General features: G+C 71.4%; 15 protein-coding genes. 4 read left to right on the top strand and 11 right to left on the bottom strand.

What is annotated here, in order from left to right; translation table 11 throughout:
• A partial coding sequence (locus tag ACFU0Y_RS11300; RefSeq protein WP_380214602.1) for a helix-turn-helix domain-containing protein occupies positions 1-470 on the bottom strand: 470 nt, incomplete at its 3' end.
• A gap of 327 nt (positions 471-797) precedes the next feature.
• Between ACFU0Y_RS11300 and ACFU0Y_RS11295 the strand changes: the two genes are divergently transcribed.
• Positions 798-1,451, top strand: a complete 654-nt coding sequence (locus ACFU0Y_RS11295) for a transposase (RefSeq protein WP_380214601.1) — start codon at positions 798-800, stop codon at positions 1,449-1,451.
• Between the two features lie 24 nt (positions 1,452-1,475).
• On the top strand, positions 1,476-2,042 hold the full coding sequence (locus ACFU0Y_RS11290) for a transposase (RefSeq protein ID WP_380214603.1): 567 nt from the start codon (positions 1,476-1,478) through the stop codon (positions 2,040-2,042).
• A gap of 625 nt (positions 2,043-2,667) precedes the next feature.
• On the opposite strand, the gene ACFU0Y_RS11285 is transcribed toward ACFU0Y_RS11290, so the two are convergent.
• The 5 genes from ACFU0Y_RS11285 to ACFU0Y_RS11265 form a co-directional block, all read right to left on the bottom strand.
• Positions 2,668-3,072 carry a cytochrome c oxidase subunit 4 gene (locus ACFU0Y_RS11285; protein ID WP_380214600.1) on the bottom strand — a complete coding sequence of 135 codons (405 nt, stop codon included), beginning with the start codon at positions 3,070-3,072 and terminating at the stop codon, positions 2,668-2,670.
• 2 nt (positions 3,073-3,074) lie between these two features.
• The gene (gene ctaD, locus ACFU0Y_RS11280; RefSeq protein WP_380214599.1) at positions 3,075-4,787 is read right to left on the bottom strand and encodes a cytochrome c oxidase subunit I; all 1,713 of its coding nucleotides are present in this window, start codon (positions 4,785-4,787) and stop codon (positions 3,075-3,077) included.
• A gap of 9 nt (positions 4,788-4,796) precedes the next feature.
• Positions 4,797-5,678 (bottom strand): cytochrome c oxidase subunit II, encoded by an 882-nt coding sequence (coxB, locus tag ACFU0Y_RS11275; protein ID WP_380214597.1) that lies wholly within the window; start codon positions 5,676-5,678, stop codon positions 4,797-4,799.
• A gap of 251 nt (positions 5,679-5,929) precedes the next feature.
• Positions 5,930-6,301 (bottom strand): HesB/IscA family protein, encoded by a 372-nt coding sequence (locus tag ACFU0Y_RS11270; RefSeq protein ID WP_380214596.1) that lies wholly within the window; start codon positions 6,299-6,301, stop codon positions 5,930-5,932.
• 84 nt (positions 6,302-6,385) lie between these two features.
• Positions 6,386-7,801: a dipeptidase gene (locus ACFU0Y_RS11265; protein WP_380214594.1), complete on the bottom strand. Its 1,416-nt coding sequence runs from the start codon at positions 7,799-7,801 to the stop codon at positions 6,386-6,388.
• A gap of 107 nt (positions 7,802-7,908) precedes the next feature.
• Here ACFU0Y_RS11265 and ACFU0Y_RS11260 point away from each other — a divergent pair, with 107 nt between their 5' ends.
• Entirely contained in the window at positions 7,909-8,469 is a 561-nt protein-coding gene (locus tag ACFU0Y_RS11260) for a DUF3043 domain-containing protein (protein WP_380214593.1), read from the top strand.
• Between the two features lie 121 nt (positions 8,470-8,590).
• Here the strand turns inward: ACFU0Y_RS11260 and ACFU0Y_RS11255 are convergent, their stop codons facing one another.
• Positions 8,591-9,670 (bottom strand): quinone-dependent dihydroorotate dehydrogenase, encoded by a 1,080-nt coding sequence (locus ACFU0Y_RS11255; protein WP_380214592.1) that lies wholly within the window; start codon positions 9,668-9,670, stop codon positions 8,591-8,593.
• Positions 9,671-9,763: 93 nt separating this feature from the next.
• Between ACFU0Y_RS11255 and ACFU0Y_RS11250 the strand changes: the two genes are divergently transcribed.
• The gene (locus tag ACFU0Y_RS11250) at positions 9,764-10,843 is read left to right on the top strand and encodes an alpha/beta hydrolase (protein ID WP_380214591.1); all 1,080 of its coding nucleotides are present in this window, start codon (positions 9,764-9,766) and stop codon (positions 10,841-10,843) included.
• Here ACFU0Y_RS11250 and ACFU0Y_RS11245 read toward each other — a convergent pair.
• The 4 genes from ACFU0Y_RS11245 to ACFU0Y_RS11230 all read right to left on the bottom strand — a co-directional run bounded on the left by ACFU0Y_RS11245 (position 10,774) and on the right by ACFU0Y_RS11230 (position 15,839).
• Positions 10,774-11,568 (bottom strand): isoprenyl transferase, encoded by a 795-nt coding sequence (locus ACFU0Y_RS11245; protein WP_380214590.1) that lies wholly within the window; start codon positions 11,566-11,568, stop codon positions 10,774-10,776. The genes ACFU0Y_RS11250 and ACFU0Y_RS11245 overlap by 70 nt on opposite strands.
• 2 nt (positions 11,569-11,570) lie before the next feature.
• Complete coding sequence (gene recO / locus ACFU0Y_RS11240; RefSeq protein WP_380214588.1) at positions 11,571-12,323, bottom strand: DNA repair protein RecO; 753 nt, start codon at positions 12,321-12,323, stop codon at positions 11,571-11,573.
• 129 nt (positions 12,324-12,452) lie between these two features.
• The gene (gene leuA, locus ACFU0Y_RS11235) at positions 12,453-14,198 is read right to left on the bottom strand and encodes a 2-isopropylmalate synthase (RefSeq protein ID WP_380214587.1); all 1,746 of its coding nucleotides are present in this window, start codon (positions 14,196-14,198) and stop codon (positions 12,453-12,455) included.
• 177 nt (positions 14,199-14,375) lie between these two features.
• Complete coding sequence (locus tag ACFU0Y_RS11230; RefSeq protein ID WP_380214586.1) at positions 14,376-15,839, bottom strand: LCP family protein; 1,464 nt, start codon at positions 15,837-15,839, stop codon at positions 14,376-14,378.
• Positions 15,840-15,924: the final 85 nt, after the last annotated feature.

Here is a 15,924-nt window from a genome sequence, read left to right as displayed (position 1 = left end):
ATCTGCTGCGGAGACCAGTCCAGCTCAAGCTTGCCCTGCACCACCTGGCGCAGCTGCTCATCGTGGGCCAGTACCCCGGGCCGGTGCCGTCGGGCGGCCGTGCGGGCCCGGGCATGGGCCAGCACCGGGTCGTAGCCTCCGCGGTCGTGGGCGGCGGTGTTGCGCCGCAGCTCCCGGGAGATCGTTGAGGGCGCCCGTCCAAGCCGGGTGGCGATCGCCCGCATCGACGAGCCCTGCCGGCGCAGCACCGTGATCCGTTCCCGTTCCAGCATCGACAGGTAGCGTTCCGATTGCTGCGCCTCGGCTCTCCTGGCCGGAGCCAGCCCGCAGAGCTCCGCCCGCCATCGGTATCCCGTCTTGCGCCCGATCCCGACCATCTGGCACGCCTCGACCGTGCCCACCCCGGACAGGATCAGCGCCCAGTACTCGTCCTCCGGGACCAGCCGCCGCTTGCGTCCCCTGATGCCCATCTCCATCCCCTTCATCTACAGGGATGTTGCGACGGCCGCTAGAACCCACCGTTGGAATCCGCCTGCCGAAAAGGGGTCAGCTTTCACCTGCCGTTGACGTTGATGATGGAAGTGCCTCGTCGTCGGGGCGTGTGACTCCGGCCTTGACTGGCGGCTCTTGCGGGTCTGCCTTTGATCTGATCAGTCCACGTTCCCGGCGGTGGGGTGACCGATCTGCGTCGGTCAGAGGCGGGCATGACTTCATATGAGCCTGGAGAGCCCCATCAACGTCCTGTCTGCCCGGCCCCTGACCGGCGTGCCCACTGGTGAGGAAGGCACGGGATCATCATGACAACAACAGCCCCGCAACGCACGGCCCCGATCGTGACGGTCGCCCCCGTCGGCGTCGTCGCAGGAGTCGACACGCACAAAGACACCCATCACGTCGCGGTACTCGCTGCGACCGGCGCGCGCCTGGGGGATCTGAAGGTCCCGGCGACACCGGCAGGTTACGAGCTGCTGCTCGCGTTCGTGACCTCATACGGGCCGCTCACCTTGATCGGCCTCGAGGGCACGAACTCCTACGGCGCCGGCCTCGCGCGGTTCCTCACCGCGGCCGGCGTGCCGATCCGCGAAGTGATCCGTCCCAAACGCGCCCAGCGGCGGCGCGGGAAGTCCGACCCGATCGACGCCTACGCGGCTGCCCAGCAGGCCCTCGCCGAGCCCGAGAGCCTGCCCGTGGCCAAGACCGGGGACGGGCGGGTCGAGCAGATCCGGGTCCTGCTGACCGTGCGGCGCAGCGCGATGAAAGCCCGCGTCGCCGCGCTGCGCCAGATCCAATCGCTGCTGATCACCGCACCCGATCCCGTCCGCACCCGCTGGGCCGATCTCGACGGCGACGCCCTGATCAGGGCCTTGGCCGCGACCCGGCCCGGTGACGCCCGCGACACCGTCACGACCACGACCGGCCAGGCGTTGCGCCGCCTGGCCCGCCGCCATTAGGCGCTCACCGCAGAGGTCACCGACATCGATCTCGAGCTGCGCGAGCTCCTCACCGACGTCGCGCCCGCGCTGCTGGCGACCAAGGGCTACGGCGTCGTCACCGGCGCCACCCTGCTCACCGCGGCCGGTGACAACCCGGCCCGCCTGCGTTCGGAGGCCTCCTTCGCAGCACTGTGCGGCGCCGCCCCCATCCCCGCCAGTTCAGGCAGAACGAACCGGCATCGCCTCAATCGCGGCGGCAACCGGCAGGCGAACTGGGCCCTACATCAGATCGCCCTCGTGCGTCTGGCCACCGATCCGAGAACCCGCTCCTACGCCGAGAGGCTGCGCACGACCGGCAAGAGCACCAAGGACGTGCTGCGCTGCCTCAAGCGCGCCATCGCCCGAGAAACCTGGCACCTGCTCGTCCACCCAGCCCCCGTCCCGCGCACCGACGACCTCCGACCCATGCGCCACGACCGCGGACTCACCCTCGCCCAAGCAGCTCACCACCTCGGCACCGTCACCGCACGCATCAGCGAACTCGAACGCGGCACACGCCCCAACGCCCAGCTGGCCATCGCCTACCGACAATGGCTATTCACCGTTTGACATCAATAGGAGCATCACGGGGCCGAGAAGAACAACCCGCGGTCTGGGAAGTGGTGAGGGAGCGCACCAGGCCGGCGGCGACGGCTGATCGCGCCCGCTGCCCGGCCGGGACCATGAACCGGACCGCACCGACGGTCGCCGGGATCGCAGCGACCGGGGCGGGAGCGTGGGCTGTCACCGCCCGGTCGCCCAGATATTCCCAAGAGGCGTACCCGAGAAGGCGAAGCGCCGCGAAGGCGGCCGCAGACCTGTTCAAGAACGCGGCCACGCCTGGCAGAGCCGGACAGCTCGAGGTGTCCACGGGCAGCTCCTCGTCGATCGGTGATCCGTGACCTCCACCGTGCCAGCGCCCCGCACTTCGCCACCAGCAATGATCTCCGCTCCATCGACGGCACAAACGCCCGATGAGGGCATGCTCGATCCGCACGGGCTCGCTCATCCTGCGCGCGGTCAGCACGGCCGCTGGGCGGATCCATCCCCCGACAACGAACCCCGGCTGATGCCCGTGGTGCGGAGCCGCCCGGACCGTCGTCCGCAGTCGGGAGGGCGGTCTTCCAGGTCCGGAGGGACGAGAGAGGCCTCGGACACCAGGTGTCCGGGGCCTCTCAGGGGTCAGCCGTGCGCGTCAGTGGGCGTGGTCGCCGCGGGAGTGCTCGAAGATCAGGCCGAGCAGACCCAGCACCGCCACGGGAGCGGCCATCCACAGGATCCACCAGCCCATGGCCAGGGAGGTGAACGCCAGGGCGCAACCGGTGCCCAGCAGCAGGGGCCACCAACTCCAGGGGGAGAAGTGACCGTACTCGCCGGCGGACTCGACGATCTCACCGTCGAGCTTGTCCTCGGGGAGGACCCCACCGGTGTTCCGGTCCACCAGCCAGAGGTAGACGGACACCATGAAGGACATGGCGCCGACGGCCAGCAGCGCAGGGAACCCGACGAGTTCGTCGAACTGGGTGAGGAATCCGTACACCACGGCCACCAGCAGGCCGAATGCGCCCAGGAGGTTGAACAGTTTGATGGTCAGCTTCATGCTCAGCCCTTCCGCGTGGCGATGGCGGCGTCGTCGACCGGGGACTGCTGCGGGGACTCTGCAGCGAGCTCCGGGTGGTGCAGGTCAAGCGCCGGCCGCTCGGAGCGGATGCGCGGCAACGAGGTGAAGTTGTGCCGCGGCGGCGGGCAGGAGGTCGCCCACTCGAGCGATCCGCCGAAGCCCCACGGGTCGTCGACCTCGACCTTGGTGCCGTTGCGCCAGGTCGTGTAGACGTTCCAGAACCACGGGATCATCGAGACGCCGAGGAGCATCGCCCCCACCGTGGAGATCTGGTTCATCCAGGTGAACCCGTCTTCCGGCAGGTAGTCCGCGTAACGGCGCGGCATGCCGTCCACCCCCAGCCAGTGCTGGATCAGGAACGTCATGTGGAAGCCGACGAACAGCAGCCAGAAGTGGATCTTGCCGATCCGCTCGTTGAGCATCTTCCCGGTGAACTTCGGCCACCAGAAGTAGAACCCGGCGAACATGCCGAACACCACGGTGCCGAAGACCACGTAGTGGAAGTGGGCGACCACGAAGTACGAGTCGGAGAGGTGGAAGTCCAGCGGCGGGGTGGCCAGGATGATGCCGGTGAGCCCGCCGAAGAGGAACGTGAACAGGAAGCCGAGAACCCAGAGCATCGGGGTCTCGAAGGTGATCGAGCCCTGCCACATGGTGCCGATCCAGTTGAAGAACTTCACCCCGGTGGGGACCGCGATCATCATCGTCATGAACGCGAAGAAGCTCAGCATCACGGCACCGGTGACGTACATGTGGTGGGCCCACACGGTCACCGACAGGGCGCCGATGGCGATGGTGGCGAACACCAGGCCCTTGTAGCCGAACAGCGGCTTCCGGGAGAACACCGGGATGATCTCCGAGACGATGCCGAAGAAGGGCAGGGCCAGGATGTACACCTCGGGGTGGCCGAAGAACCAGAACAGGTGCTGCCACAGCACCGCTCCCCCGTTGGCCGGGTCGAAGATGTGCCCGCCCAGGGTGCGGTCCATGCCCAGCGCGAAGAGCGCAGCGGCCAGCGGCGGGAAGGCGATGATGATCAGCAGGGACGTGATCAGGATGTTCCAGGTGAACAGGCCCATCCGCCACACGGTCATGCCGGGGGCGCGCATCGCGAGGATCGTGGTGATGAAGTTGACGCCGCCCATGATCGTGCCGAAGCCGGACAGCGCCAGGCCGAACACCCACAGGTCACCGCCGACGCCCGGGGTGAACGAGGAGTTGCTCAACGGGGTGTAGGCGAACCAGCCGAAGGAGGCCGCGCCCTGCGGGGTGAGGAAGCCGGCGGTCGCGATCAGCGAGCCGAACAGGAAGAACCAGAACGCGAGGGCGTTCAGCCGCGGGAACGCGACGTCGGGAGCGCCGATCTGCAGCGGGACGATGACGTTGGCGAAGCCGACGAACAGCGGGGTGCCGAACATCAGCAGCATCAGCGTGCCGTGCATGGTGAACAGCTGGTTGTACTGCTCCTTGGTCTCCAGGATCTGCATGCCCGGCTCGAAGAGCTCGGCACGGATCAGCAGCGCCATCACACCGGCGATGCAGAAGAAGGCGAAGGAGGAGATCAGGTACATGTACCCGATCGTCTTGTGGTCGGTGGACGTGATCCAGTTGACGACCATCCGTCCCTTGGACCGGGGCACCACGCGCGGAGCGACAGTGGCTGCCTCGTCCCGTGAATACTCGAGTGTGGACACCGGTACTCCTTAGTTGTTAAAAGATTCTTGCTGCTGGTCGTCCGCGCCCGGGTAGGAGTCGCGGCTGTACTCCTCGCCCAGGGCCCCGGTCTGACCGGCGTCGCGCAAGGACTGGATGTGGGCGTCGTACTCGGCCTGGCTGACCACGTTGACGTTGAACAGCATCTCGGAGTGGTACTCGCCGCAGAACTCTGCGCACTTGCCGAAGAACTCGCCCTCGCGGCCCGTGGTGATGCTGATGTTGTTGGTGCGTCCCGGGAACATGTCCGCCTTCTCGAGGAACGCGGGGACCCAGAACGAGTGGATGACGTCGCGGGAGGTGACCTGCAGCTCGACGTCGCTGTCGACGGGCAGATAGAGGGTGGGCACCCGCTCCGGGACGCCCTCCTCGCCGTCAAGGTGACCCTGGATGCCGGTGTCCCAGACGTCGTCCGTGAGGTAGTTGAAGTCCCAGGCCCACTGCTTGCCGTAGACCTGGACGGTCACGTCCGGGTCGTCGTGCGGGGCGGTGATCGCGGCCTGGGTCCGCTCGGTGAAGAAGAACAGGGACATGATCAGGGCGATCGGGACGATCGTGTAGAAGACCTCGAGGGGAGCGTGGTACGCGACCTGGCGCGGGTAGCCGGTCTCGTACTTGCGCCGCCGGTAGGCGATCATGCACCACAGCATGAGGCCCCAGGTGACCAGGCCCACGGCGAGGGCGGCGATCCAGGACCCGATCCACAGGTCGAGGATCATGTCGGCGTTGTCGGTGGTGCCACGCTCGGTGGGCATCCAGCCGAGCTTCGCCTCTTCCGAGCATCCCGTCAGCGCGGTTGCTGCCAGGACTGCTACCGCAGACACCTTTGCCGTGCGGCGCCGGAGGCTGTCGGTTCGTGTGTGCGAACTCACAGACGGCCCTTCCTCTTCTTCTCGTGCTCGTCGTCTGCGCGCCGAAGGCCCCGATTCGAAGAGCCCGGACACAGTCAGGTGGAATGTTTCCCTCCGAGCTTACCCCGTGTCGCTGACATCTGGTGACACAGTGTCAGCTTCCGCGCGGCGGTCCGGGAGGCTCCCAGAAGGGGTCGGCGGGACGCCTCCGGAACGCCGAGAGGCCCGCCGTCCGGACGGACGACGGGCCTCTCGGTGAGGATCGGCAGGACTCAGTGGAAGGAGTCGCCGCAGGCGCAGGAGCCGCCCGCGTTGGGGTTGTCGATCGAGAATCCCTGCTTGGAGATCGTGTCCTCGAAGTCGACGGTCGAGCCCTCGAGGTAGGGCACGCTCATCTTGTCCACGACGACCTCGACGCCGCCGAAGTCCCGCACGGAGTCACCGTCCAGGATGCGCTCGTCGAAGTACAGCTGGTAGATGAGACCCGAGCAGCCGCCCGGCTGCACGGCCACGCGCAGCCGGAGGTCGGTGCGGCCCTCCTGCTCGAGCAGGGCGCGGACCTTCTGGGACGCGACCTCGGTCAGCTCGACGCCGTGGGTGGGCAGGCCGTCCACTGCGGCGCCGTTCTCGGTCGTGACGCTCATGATGCTCACTTTCTGTGGAGGGTGGCCGCACGGGGTCGGACCGGCGGCGGGTCTGTCACGGGCACAACGGATGGGCGTCCGGGTTCATTCCCGGGACCGCTGCGGGGAACGGGCGGCATCGTCGAGGGCGAGCAGCATCAGCGTCTCCGCGACCACCGCGCGCTCGAACTCCGCGAGGTGGAGGGACTCGTTGGCGCTGTGGGCCCGGGAGTCCGGGTCCTCGACGCCCGTGATGAGGATGCCGGCCTCAGGATAGACCTCCAGGAGATCGGCGGTGAAGGGGATGGAGCCGCCGATGCCCGTCTCGACGGCGGCTCTGCCCCACGCCTCCCCCAGCGCCCACCGGGCGATCCGCGCGGACTCCGAGCCCATGTCGGTGCGGAAGGACTGTCCCGTCTCCTCGAGCACGAAGCGCACGTGCGCCCCGAACGGCGCGTGCTCCGCCACGTGGCGCCGGAGGGCCGCCGCGGCCTCGGCGGGGTCCTGGCCCGGCGCCGTGCGCAGGCTCAGCTTCGCGCGGGCGGAGGCGGCGATGGTGTTGGCGGCGGTGTCCACGGGGGTGACGTCCATGCCCGTGACCGACAGCGCGGGCTGCGTCCAGAGGCGTGAGGCGATCGAGCCCCGGCCGGCCAGCCGGACGCCGTCCAGGACCGCGGCGTCGGCCCGGAACCGCTCCTCGTCGTAGACCAGGTCGGTGCGGTCCTCGGCGAGCAGCCCCTCGACGGCGACCGCGCCGTCGTCGTCGTGCAGGGTGGCGACGAGCCGGGCCAGCAGCGTGGGGGCGTCCAGGACGGGTCCGCCGTACATGCCCGAGTGCACGGAGTGCTCGAGCACGGACACCTCCACTACCGCGCCGACCATGCCGCGCAGACTCGTGGTCAGGGCGGGCACGCCGACCTCCCAGTTGGCTGAGTCCGCGATGACGATGACGTCTGCGGCCAGCCGGTCCCGGTGGGCCTCCAGGAAGTCCCGGAAGGACGGCGAGCCGGCCTCCTCCTCCCCTTCCACGAAGACGGTCACGCCCAGGCCGAACTCGTCGCCGCGGTGGGCGGACGCCGCGCGCAGGGCGGCGGCGTGGGCCATGATCCCGGCCTTGTCGTCGGCCGCGCCCCGTCCGTAGAGGCGACCGTCGCGCTCCTCGGCGACGAACGGCTCCGAGTCCCACAGCTCGCGCCGGCCCGGGGGCTGGACGTCGTGGTGGGCGTAGAGCAGCACGGTCGGCCGGCCGGGCGCGGGTCGCCGGTGCGCGACGACGGCGGGGTGGCCCGGCCCGTCTCCCAGGGGCACGCGCAGGATCTCGACCTCCTCCAGCCCGGCGTCCGAGAGGACACCGGCCACGGCCTCCGCGCTGCGCTCGAGCTCGGCGGCGTCGAAGGACTCCCAGGCGATGCCCGGGATCGCGACCAGCTCCACGAGCTGCTCGAGGGTCCGCGGCATGTCCGCGCGCACGGCCGCGCGGACGGCGCCGACGGGAACGGTCGGGGTGAAGGTCTCGTCCATGGCCCCCACCCTATGTCCGTGCTCCGGCGGGGACGGGCAGGTCCGTCGGCTATCCTTGACGGGTGTTTGGACGCAAGAAGGACGCAGACCGCGCAGGGTCCACCTCGGTGACCGCTGCCCCCGCCCCCACGGAGCCGGTGGCCGCCCCGCGGCAGACGCCGGGCAAGGGCCGGCCCACGCCGAGCCGCCGGCAGCAGGAGGCGGCCCGGCGCCGGCCCCTGGTCCCGGAGGACCGGAAGGCCGCGAAGGCGCAGTCCCGCGACGCCGCGCGCGAGCAGCGGATGCGGGCCCAGGCCGGCATGGCCGCCGGGGACGAGCGCTTCCTCGGCCCGCGGGACCGCGGGCCGCAGCGACGGTTCGCCCGGGACTGGGTCGACTCGCGGATCAACGTGGGCGAGTACCTCATGGTCGTGGCGCTGCTCGCGCTCGTCATCCTGTTCTTCCCCGTCCAGGAGGTGGCCGCCTACGGCGTTTACATCATCTGGGCGCTGATGATCCTCGGCATCGTCGACGCCGTGTTCTCCACGGCGCGGATGAAGAAGGCCATGCAGGCGAAGTTCGGCACCGTGGAGCGCGGTGTGCGCTGGTACGCGGCGATGCGCTCCTTCACGATGCGCCGGCTCCGGCTGCCCAAGCCCCAGGTCGCCCGGGGCGAGCGGCCCTCCTGACCCCGCCGCGGACCCGGGGCACCGCCCCGACAGCCGCATCCCGACGGCGCTGCCCCCGGACCACGCGGTCCGGGGGCAGCGCCGTTCCCGCTCCGTGGACCCCGCTCGGCGTGGCGTCCCGTCAGCGTCGGGGCCGTGCCGTACGGGCCAGGCCCTGGTTGATGCGGCGGGCCCAGAAGGGTCCCTCGTAGAGGAAAGCGGTGTAGCCCTGCACGAGGGCGGCCCCGGCGTCGAGGCGCTCCCGGACGTCCTCGGCCGTGGTGACCCCGCCCGCCGAGACCAGCACCAGCCGGTCCCCCACCCGCTCGCGCAGCAGCCGCAGCACCTCGAGGGAGCGCCGGCGCAGCGGGGCGCCGGAGAGCCCGCCGGCCCCGTGGGCCTCGACCTCCGCCGGGTCCGAGGCCAGCCCCGTCCGGGCGATGGTGGTGTTGGTGGCCACGATGCCGTCCAGGCCCAGGTCCAGGGCCAGGTCCGCCACGGCCAGCACGTCCTCGTCCGAGAGGTCGGGGGCGATCTTCACGAGCAGGGGGACGTGCCGGTCCGCGGCCTCGTCCGCCGTGCGGCCCACCGCGCCCAGCAGCGGCCGCAGGCTCTCGATCTCCTGCAGCTGCCGGAGGCCGGGGGTGTTGGGCGAGGACACGTTGACCACGAGGTAGTCCGCCAGGGGGGCGAGGGTCCGGGCGCTCTGCAGGTAGTCGTCCACGGCGTCCGCCAGCGGCACCGCCTTGGTCTTGCCGATGTTGACGCCGAGCACGGGCCGGGCACGGCCGCGGTGGTCCGCGGCGAGCTCGCGGCGCGCCCGCGCCAGGCGCGGGGCCACGGCCGCCGCCCCCTCGTTGTTGAAGCCCATCCGGTTGATCACCGCCCGGTCCCGGACGAGCCGGAAGAGGCGGGGTCGGGGGTTGCCCGGCTGCGCCTGCGCCGTCACCGTGCCGACCTCCACGTGGCCGAAGCCGAGGTCGGCGAGGGCGCTGATGCCCTCCCCGCCCTTGTCGAAGCCGGCCGCCAGCCCGAACGGGGACGGGAACCGCAGCCCCAGCGCCTCCACCTCGAGCACGGGATCCGGCCGGGTGTACACCCGCAGCGCGGTGCTGACGCGCGCCGCCCGCGCCGCCCGGATCCCGAGGAAGCCGATCCGGTGCGCCCGCTCGGGGTCCATCCGGGAGAACACGGCCGTGAAGAACGTAGGGTAGAAGCGCATGGTCCCAGTCTTCCACAGGGCACTCCTCCGGCCGGGCGGCCGCGGAGGGGCTTCCGGACCGGCGCCCCGACGGGCCGCCCGCGAGGTGAGGCCATGGGCGCTCCCCCGGACCCCTGGGTCCCCGATGTGCTGGGACCGGGCTTCCGCGCGCGGACCGTGGACCTGGACCCGGGCTCGGCACCGCACTCCACGGCCACGGTGGTCCGCTACCGGCCGGGGGACGTGCCGCCCGCGCCGGGCAGCCTGCGCGGCGCGGTGCTGTACCTGCACGGCTGGTCGGACTACTTCTTCAACGCCGAGCTGGCGCGGACCTGCGCGGCCGCGGGCTACGCGTTCTACGCCCTGGACCTGCACGGCTACGGCCGGAACCTCACCGACGAGGTGCTCGCCGTGGAGGACGGCCGCCCGGGGCACACCACGGACCTCGCGGACTACGACGACGACATCGCCGCAGCGCTGGCGGTGATGGCCGAGGACGGGCTGCCCGGAGCGGACGGCCGGCTCGTGCTCATGGGCCACTCCGCCGGCGGCCTCACCGCGGCGATGTGGGCCTCGCGGCACCCGGGCCGGCTCGACGGCCTGGCCCTCAACGCCCCCTGGATCGGCGCCCACGGCTCCGACGCCGTGGGCGCCGCCCTGCGGCCCCTCGTGGCCCGGCTCGCCGAGCAGCGCCCGGACCACCCCGTGCGGGCACGGCTGCGCAGCCACTACTACCGGGTGATCAGCGAGCACGCCGAGGGCGAGTGGCCCATCGACGCGCGCTGGCGGCCCGAGACCAGCTTCGACATCACCCCGGGCTGGCTCAACGCTGTCCTTCAAGCACAGGGTGAGGTCGCGAAGGGCCTGAACCTTCACCTTCCGGTGCTGGTGCAGACCTCGGCGCGCTCGTGCATCCGCCCCTGGTGGACCGAGCGGATGCGCTCGGCCGACACCGTGCTCGACGTCCGGCAGATCCGCCGCCACGCGTCCGACCTGGGCACCGACGTCACGCTGCGCTCCTACGAGGGCGCCGTCCACGACGTGCACCTCTCCCGGGAGTCCGTGCGCCGGGCCGCGCAGCGCGACCTCGCGGCGTGGCTGCGCGGCCTCGGGCGGCGCCGCGCTCAGGCGGAGGCGCCCGGCCCGGCGACGCGGTCGACGGCCGCGCCGTACCGCCGGTCGCGCCGCGCGTAGACCTCGACGGCCTCCCACAGGGTGCGGCGGTCGACGTCCGGCCACAGGACGTCCTGGAAGACGAGCTCGGCGTAGGCGGACTGCCACAGGAGGAAGTTGGAGATCCGCTGCTCCCCGGAGGAGCGCAGGAACAGGTCGACGTCCGGCAGGTCCGGCTCGTCGAGATAGCGCTGGACGGTCCGCTCGTCGATGCTGCGCGGGTTCAGGGTGCCCGCCCGGGCGTCGGCGGCCATGGCCGCCGCGGCGTCGGCGATCTCGGCCCGGCCGCCGTAGTTCACGCACATGGTGAGGGTGACGACGTCGTTGTCGCGGGTGGCCCGCTCCGCCTCTTCCAGGCGGTTGATGACCGAGCGCCAGAGGCGGGGCTTGCGCCCGGCCCATCGGATCCGGATGCCCCACTCCTGGAAGGTGGGCAGCTGGCGCTCCATGACGTCGGCGGTGTAGTTCATCAGGAACGTCACCTCGTCCAGGGACCGCTTCCAGTTCTCGGTGGAGAACGCGTAGGCGCTGACGTACGGGATGCCCATCTCGATGGCCCCGGCCATCACCTCGATCAGGGCCGCCTCCCCCGCCTTGTGGCCCTCGTTGCGCGGCAGTCCGCGCTGGTTCGCCCAGCGCCCGTTCCCGTCCATCACCACGGCCACGTGCCGGGGCACGAACTGCGGCGGGATCGGCGGGGCACCGGCACCGCTGGGATGGGCGGGCGGGGCGGCAAAGCCGGGCATGGTCAGCTCCGTTCCACGAGGTTCAGGGACCGGACGGCCCTCTCCAGGTGCCACTGTACGTAGCCGGCGACGATCCCGGCGGCGGCCCGGGCCGCCCGGGGTTCGACCGCGTCGATCCGCTCCCAGTCCCCGGTGAGCAGCGCGGAGAGGTGCTCGACGGTCCCGGGGTCGGGGGCGGCGGCGCCGGGCGGGCGGCAGGCGGGGCAGACGGCGCCGCCGAGCTGCGCGGAGAACGCCTCGTGCGGTCCCGGGGCGCCGCATCGGGCGCAGTCGGTGAAGCTCGGCGCCCACCCGGCGGTGGACACGGCGCGCAGCAGGTAGGAGTCCAGGACCGCGCCCGGCTCGTGCAGCCCGCGGGCCATGGCGGACAGGGCGCCGACCAGCAGCCGGTACTGCTGGGCCGCGGACTCGCTGTCGCTCTCCGTGAACTTCTCCGCGGCCTCCGCCATGGCCGCGGCGGCGGTGTACTTGGCGTAGTCGGCGGCGATGACCGACCCGTAGCCGCGCTTGCCGAGCGCCTGGGAGACGATGTCGAGGTTGCGCCCGGTGACCAGTTGCAGCTCGGCGACGTTGAAGGGTTCGAGCCGGGAGCCGAAGCGGGACGTGGTGCGCCGCACGCCCTTGGCGACGGCTCGCACCTGCCCGTGGTCCCGGGTCAGGAGCACGACGATCCGGTCGGCCTCGCCGAGCTTGTAGGTGCGCAGCACGACGGCGTCGTCCCGGTAGCTGCGTGATGCGAAGGTCGTCCTGGCCACCGCACCATTGTCCCACGCCGGGCCGACGGCGCGGGCGGGTGGCGCGGCCCGGGGACCCCGGCACGGACGACGGCGGCGGGCCGCCCCCGGCGGGTCGGCCCGCCGAGGGGCGGCAGAGGTGCTCGGTGCTCAGCCCTGGGCGTCGCGCACGGCCCGGTTCACCGCCGAGACGAGGGCCTTCAGGGAGGAGCGGGTGGTGTTCGCGTCGATGCCGACGCCCCACAGCACCCGGTCCCCCACGGCGGCCTCGACGTAGCTCGCGGCCTGGGCGTCGCCGCCGGCCGAGAGGGCGTGCTCGCTGTAGTCGAGCACCCGCACGTCCACGCCCTCGGCGGCGAGGATCGTCTGCAGCGCCTCGATGGGCCCGTTGCCCTGCGCCGTGCGGTGGTGCTGGACGCCGTCGACGTCGAGGCCGATCTCGAGGGTGCTCTCCCCGTCCTCCTCGGAGGTCGTGGTGATGTTGGTGATCCGGTACCGGCCCCAGCGCCCGGCGTCGCCGTCCTGGACGGTGGGCAGGTACTCGTCCGCGAACACCTTCCACAGCTCCGCCCCGGAGACCTCGCCGCCGGAGGTGTCGGTGTGCTCCTGCACCACGCGGGAGAACTCGATCTGCGCGCGCCGGGGCAGGTCGAGCCCGTGCTCGCTGGCGAGCAGGTAGGCGACCCCGCCCTTGCCGGACTGCGAGTTCACGCGGATGACGGCCTCGTAGGTGCGCCCGAGGTCCTTGGGGTCGATGGGCAGGTACGGGACGGCCCAGACCAGCTCGTCGACGCTCCGGCCCTGCTCCTGCGCGTCCCGGGCCATCCGGTCGAAGCCCTTCTTGATGGCGTCCTGGTGGGAACCGGAGAAGGCCGTGAACACGAGGTCCCCGCCGTAGGGGGCCCGCTCGGGGACGGGCAGCTGGTTGCAGTACTCCACGGTGCGGCGGATGTCGTCGATGTCCGAGAAGTCGATCTGCGGGTCCACGCCCTGGGTCAGCAGGTTCAGGCCCAGGGTCACGAGGTCCACGTTGCCGGTCCGCTCGCCGTTGCCGAACAGGCAGCCCTCGATCCGGTCGGCGCCGGCGAGGTAGCCCAGCTCGGCCGCCGCCACACCCGTGCCGCGGTCGTTGTGCGGGTGCAGGGAGACCACGGTGGCGTCACGGTCGTAGAGGTTGCGGCACATCCACTCGATGGAGTCGGCGTAGACGTTGGGGGTGGCCATCTCCACGGTGGCGGGCAGGTTGAGGATCATCTCCCGGTCCCCGCCGATCTCGAAGGTCTCCGCCACGGCGTTGGCGATGCGGGCGGCGAACTCGAGCTCCGTGCCGGTGTAGGACTCCGGGGAGTACTCGTAGGTCACCGACGTGTGCTTCAGCTGCTCCTCGTACTTCCGGCACAGTCGTGCCCCCGTGAGGGCGATGTCCACGATCCCGTCCATGTCCTGGTCGAAGACCACGCGCCGCTGCAGCGTGGAGGTCGCGTTGTAGAGGTGCACGATCGCCTTGTCGGCGCCGTCGATGGCCTCGTAGGTGCGCTCGATGAGGTGCTCGCGGGACTGCGTCAGGACCTGGATCGAGACGTCGTCGGGGATCCGGTCCTCCTCGATGAGCCGGCGCACGAAGTCGAAGTCGGTCTGGGAGGCCGAGGGGAACCCGACCTCGATCTCCTTATAGCCCATCCGCACCAGCAGCTCGAACATCCTGAGCTTGCGGTCGGAGTTCATGGGGTCGATCAGCGCCTGGTTGCCGTCGCGAAGGTCCACGGCGCACCAGCGCGGGGCCTCGGTGATGACCCGGTCGGGCCAGGTGCGGTCGGCGAGGTCGAAGGGGAACTGCTGCTGGTACGGCACGTACTTGTGGATCGGCATGCCGGAGGGCTGCTGGCGGTTGCGCATGGGATGGGCCTGTTCTGCTCGAGACGTCTGCGGGTGGCCGGGCATCAAGAACTCCGCAACGGGAGGCCGGCCATTCGTCGACGGGTCAGGCCCCGTTGCGGCACGCAAGGAGGAGGAACGTCCCGGTCCGCATGTGCCCAACCTATCACGGGGCGTCGGACGCGCCGGGTGGCGTCCTCACCAGTCGCCGGCCGCCTGCTGGCACGTGTACTGCTCCGCGGTCTGCCCGTTGAGCGCCCCCGGCAGCGTCGCGCCGAGCTCCAGCCGGTCCCCCTCGCGGAAGTCCTGGCCGACCGAGACGAACACCCCCACGACGTCGGTGGTGGGCACGATCTGCGAGGAGGGCACGCCGAGCAGCTCGGCGACCTCGGCGGCCGCCTCGTACCAGCCGGCGCCGAAGAAGACCTGCGTGCCCGGCAGCTCGGTGGCCTGCGGGCCGGACTCGACGGCGGTGTAGCCCTCCTCCTCGAGCACCTCGGCGATGTCCGCGTCCCGGCCGTCGACGCCGGAGACGTTGGCGACCGTCAGCGGCACCGTGGCAGGGTCCACCGTCGGGGCCGGGACGGCGGCGTCGGGCGACGGGGTCGCGGACGGGTCGTCGGCCGGGTCGGCCGAGGGCGACGTCAGCGGCCGGTCCTCGCGCAGCGCCTCGAAGAGGTGCTCGGCCGGCTCCTCGTCGAGCTGGAGCCGGTTGGGATCCAGGACGTAGGGCTCGGTGGGCGCCGTCACGAAGACCATGCTGCCCAGGTCGATGCCCCGCACGGCCGTGCCGAGGCCGACGACCGTCGGGACGGACCCGAGCCCCTCGTCGACGTGCAGGTTGCGGGTGGCGACGTCGGCGATCTCGTAGAGCTTCGGGAGATCCCACAGCGTGCCCTCGTCCTTGATCTTCCGTGCCAGGGACGCGAGGAAGGACTGCTGGGAGCGGATCCGGCTGGTGTCCCCTCCGTCGCCGAAGGCGGCGCGGCTGCGCAGGAACGCCAGGGCCTGCTCGCCCTCCACCGAGGACACGCCGGCAGGCAGCTCGAGCCCCGACTTCGGGTCGTCGACGGCCTCGTTGACGCACACCTCGACGCCGCCCACCGTGGAGGAGAGCTCCTTCACGGCGTTGAAGTCGGCGAGCATGAAGTGGTCGATCTTCAGGCCGGTCATCTCGTTGACGGTCGCGACGGTGCAGCCGGGGCCGCCGTTGGCGATCGCCGAGTTCAGCATCGCGTCCTCCTCCGCCGGGTGGACCTCGCCGGACGCGGGGTCCGTGCAGCGCGGGATGTCCGCGATGAGGTCGCGCGGCAATGACACCACGGTCACGCCGCTGCGGTCCTCGCTCACGTGCACGAGCATCATGACGTCGGTCAGGCCGGCTCCGCTGCTGTCCTCGTCGTCGCCGTACCGGTCGTTGCCCTCGCCGTCGCGGGTGTCCGTGCCCATGACCAGGATGTCGAGCGGGCCGCTCTCGGGCCCGGTGCCGTCCCCGAGGTCGAGCGGTGAGGTGCTCAGGTTGGACTGCAGCCGCCAGGTCGCGGCCACGCCGGCCCCGAGGACCGCGAGCAGGACGACGACCAGCACGACGGCGGCCCAGCGCTTCCGGGACCATCGGCGGGCGCGGTGGCGTCCGGGGGCGTCGGGGGGCGTAGAGGACACGGTGACTCTCTCCTGGCAGGCACCGGGCACGAGGGCCCGGGTCGGGGGGACGGCGCCCGGCCGGGGCGCCGGGTGTCATGCTAGC

It is taken from the genome of Kocuria sp. NPDC057446 (genome assembly GCF_042802875.1).
In the GTDB taxonomy this organism is placed as follows: domain Bacteria; phylum Actinomycetota; class Actinomycetes; order Actinomycetales; family Micrococcaceae; genus Kocuria.
This window is presented reverse-complemented; position numbering and strand designations above follow the sequence as displayed.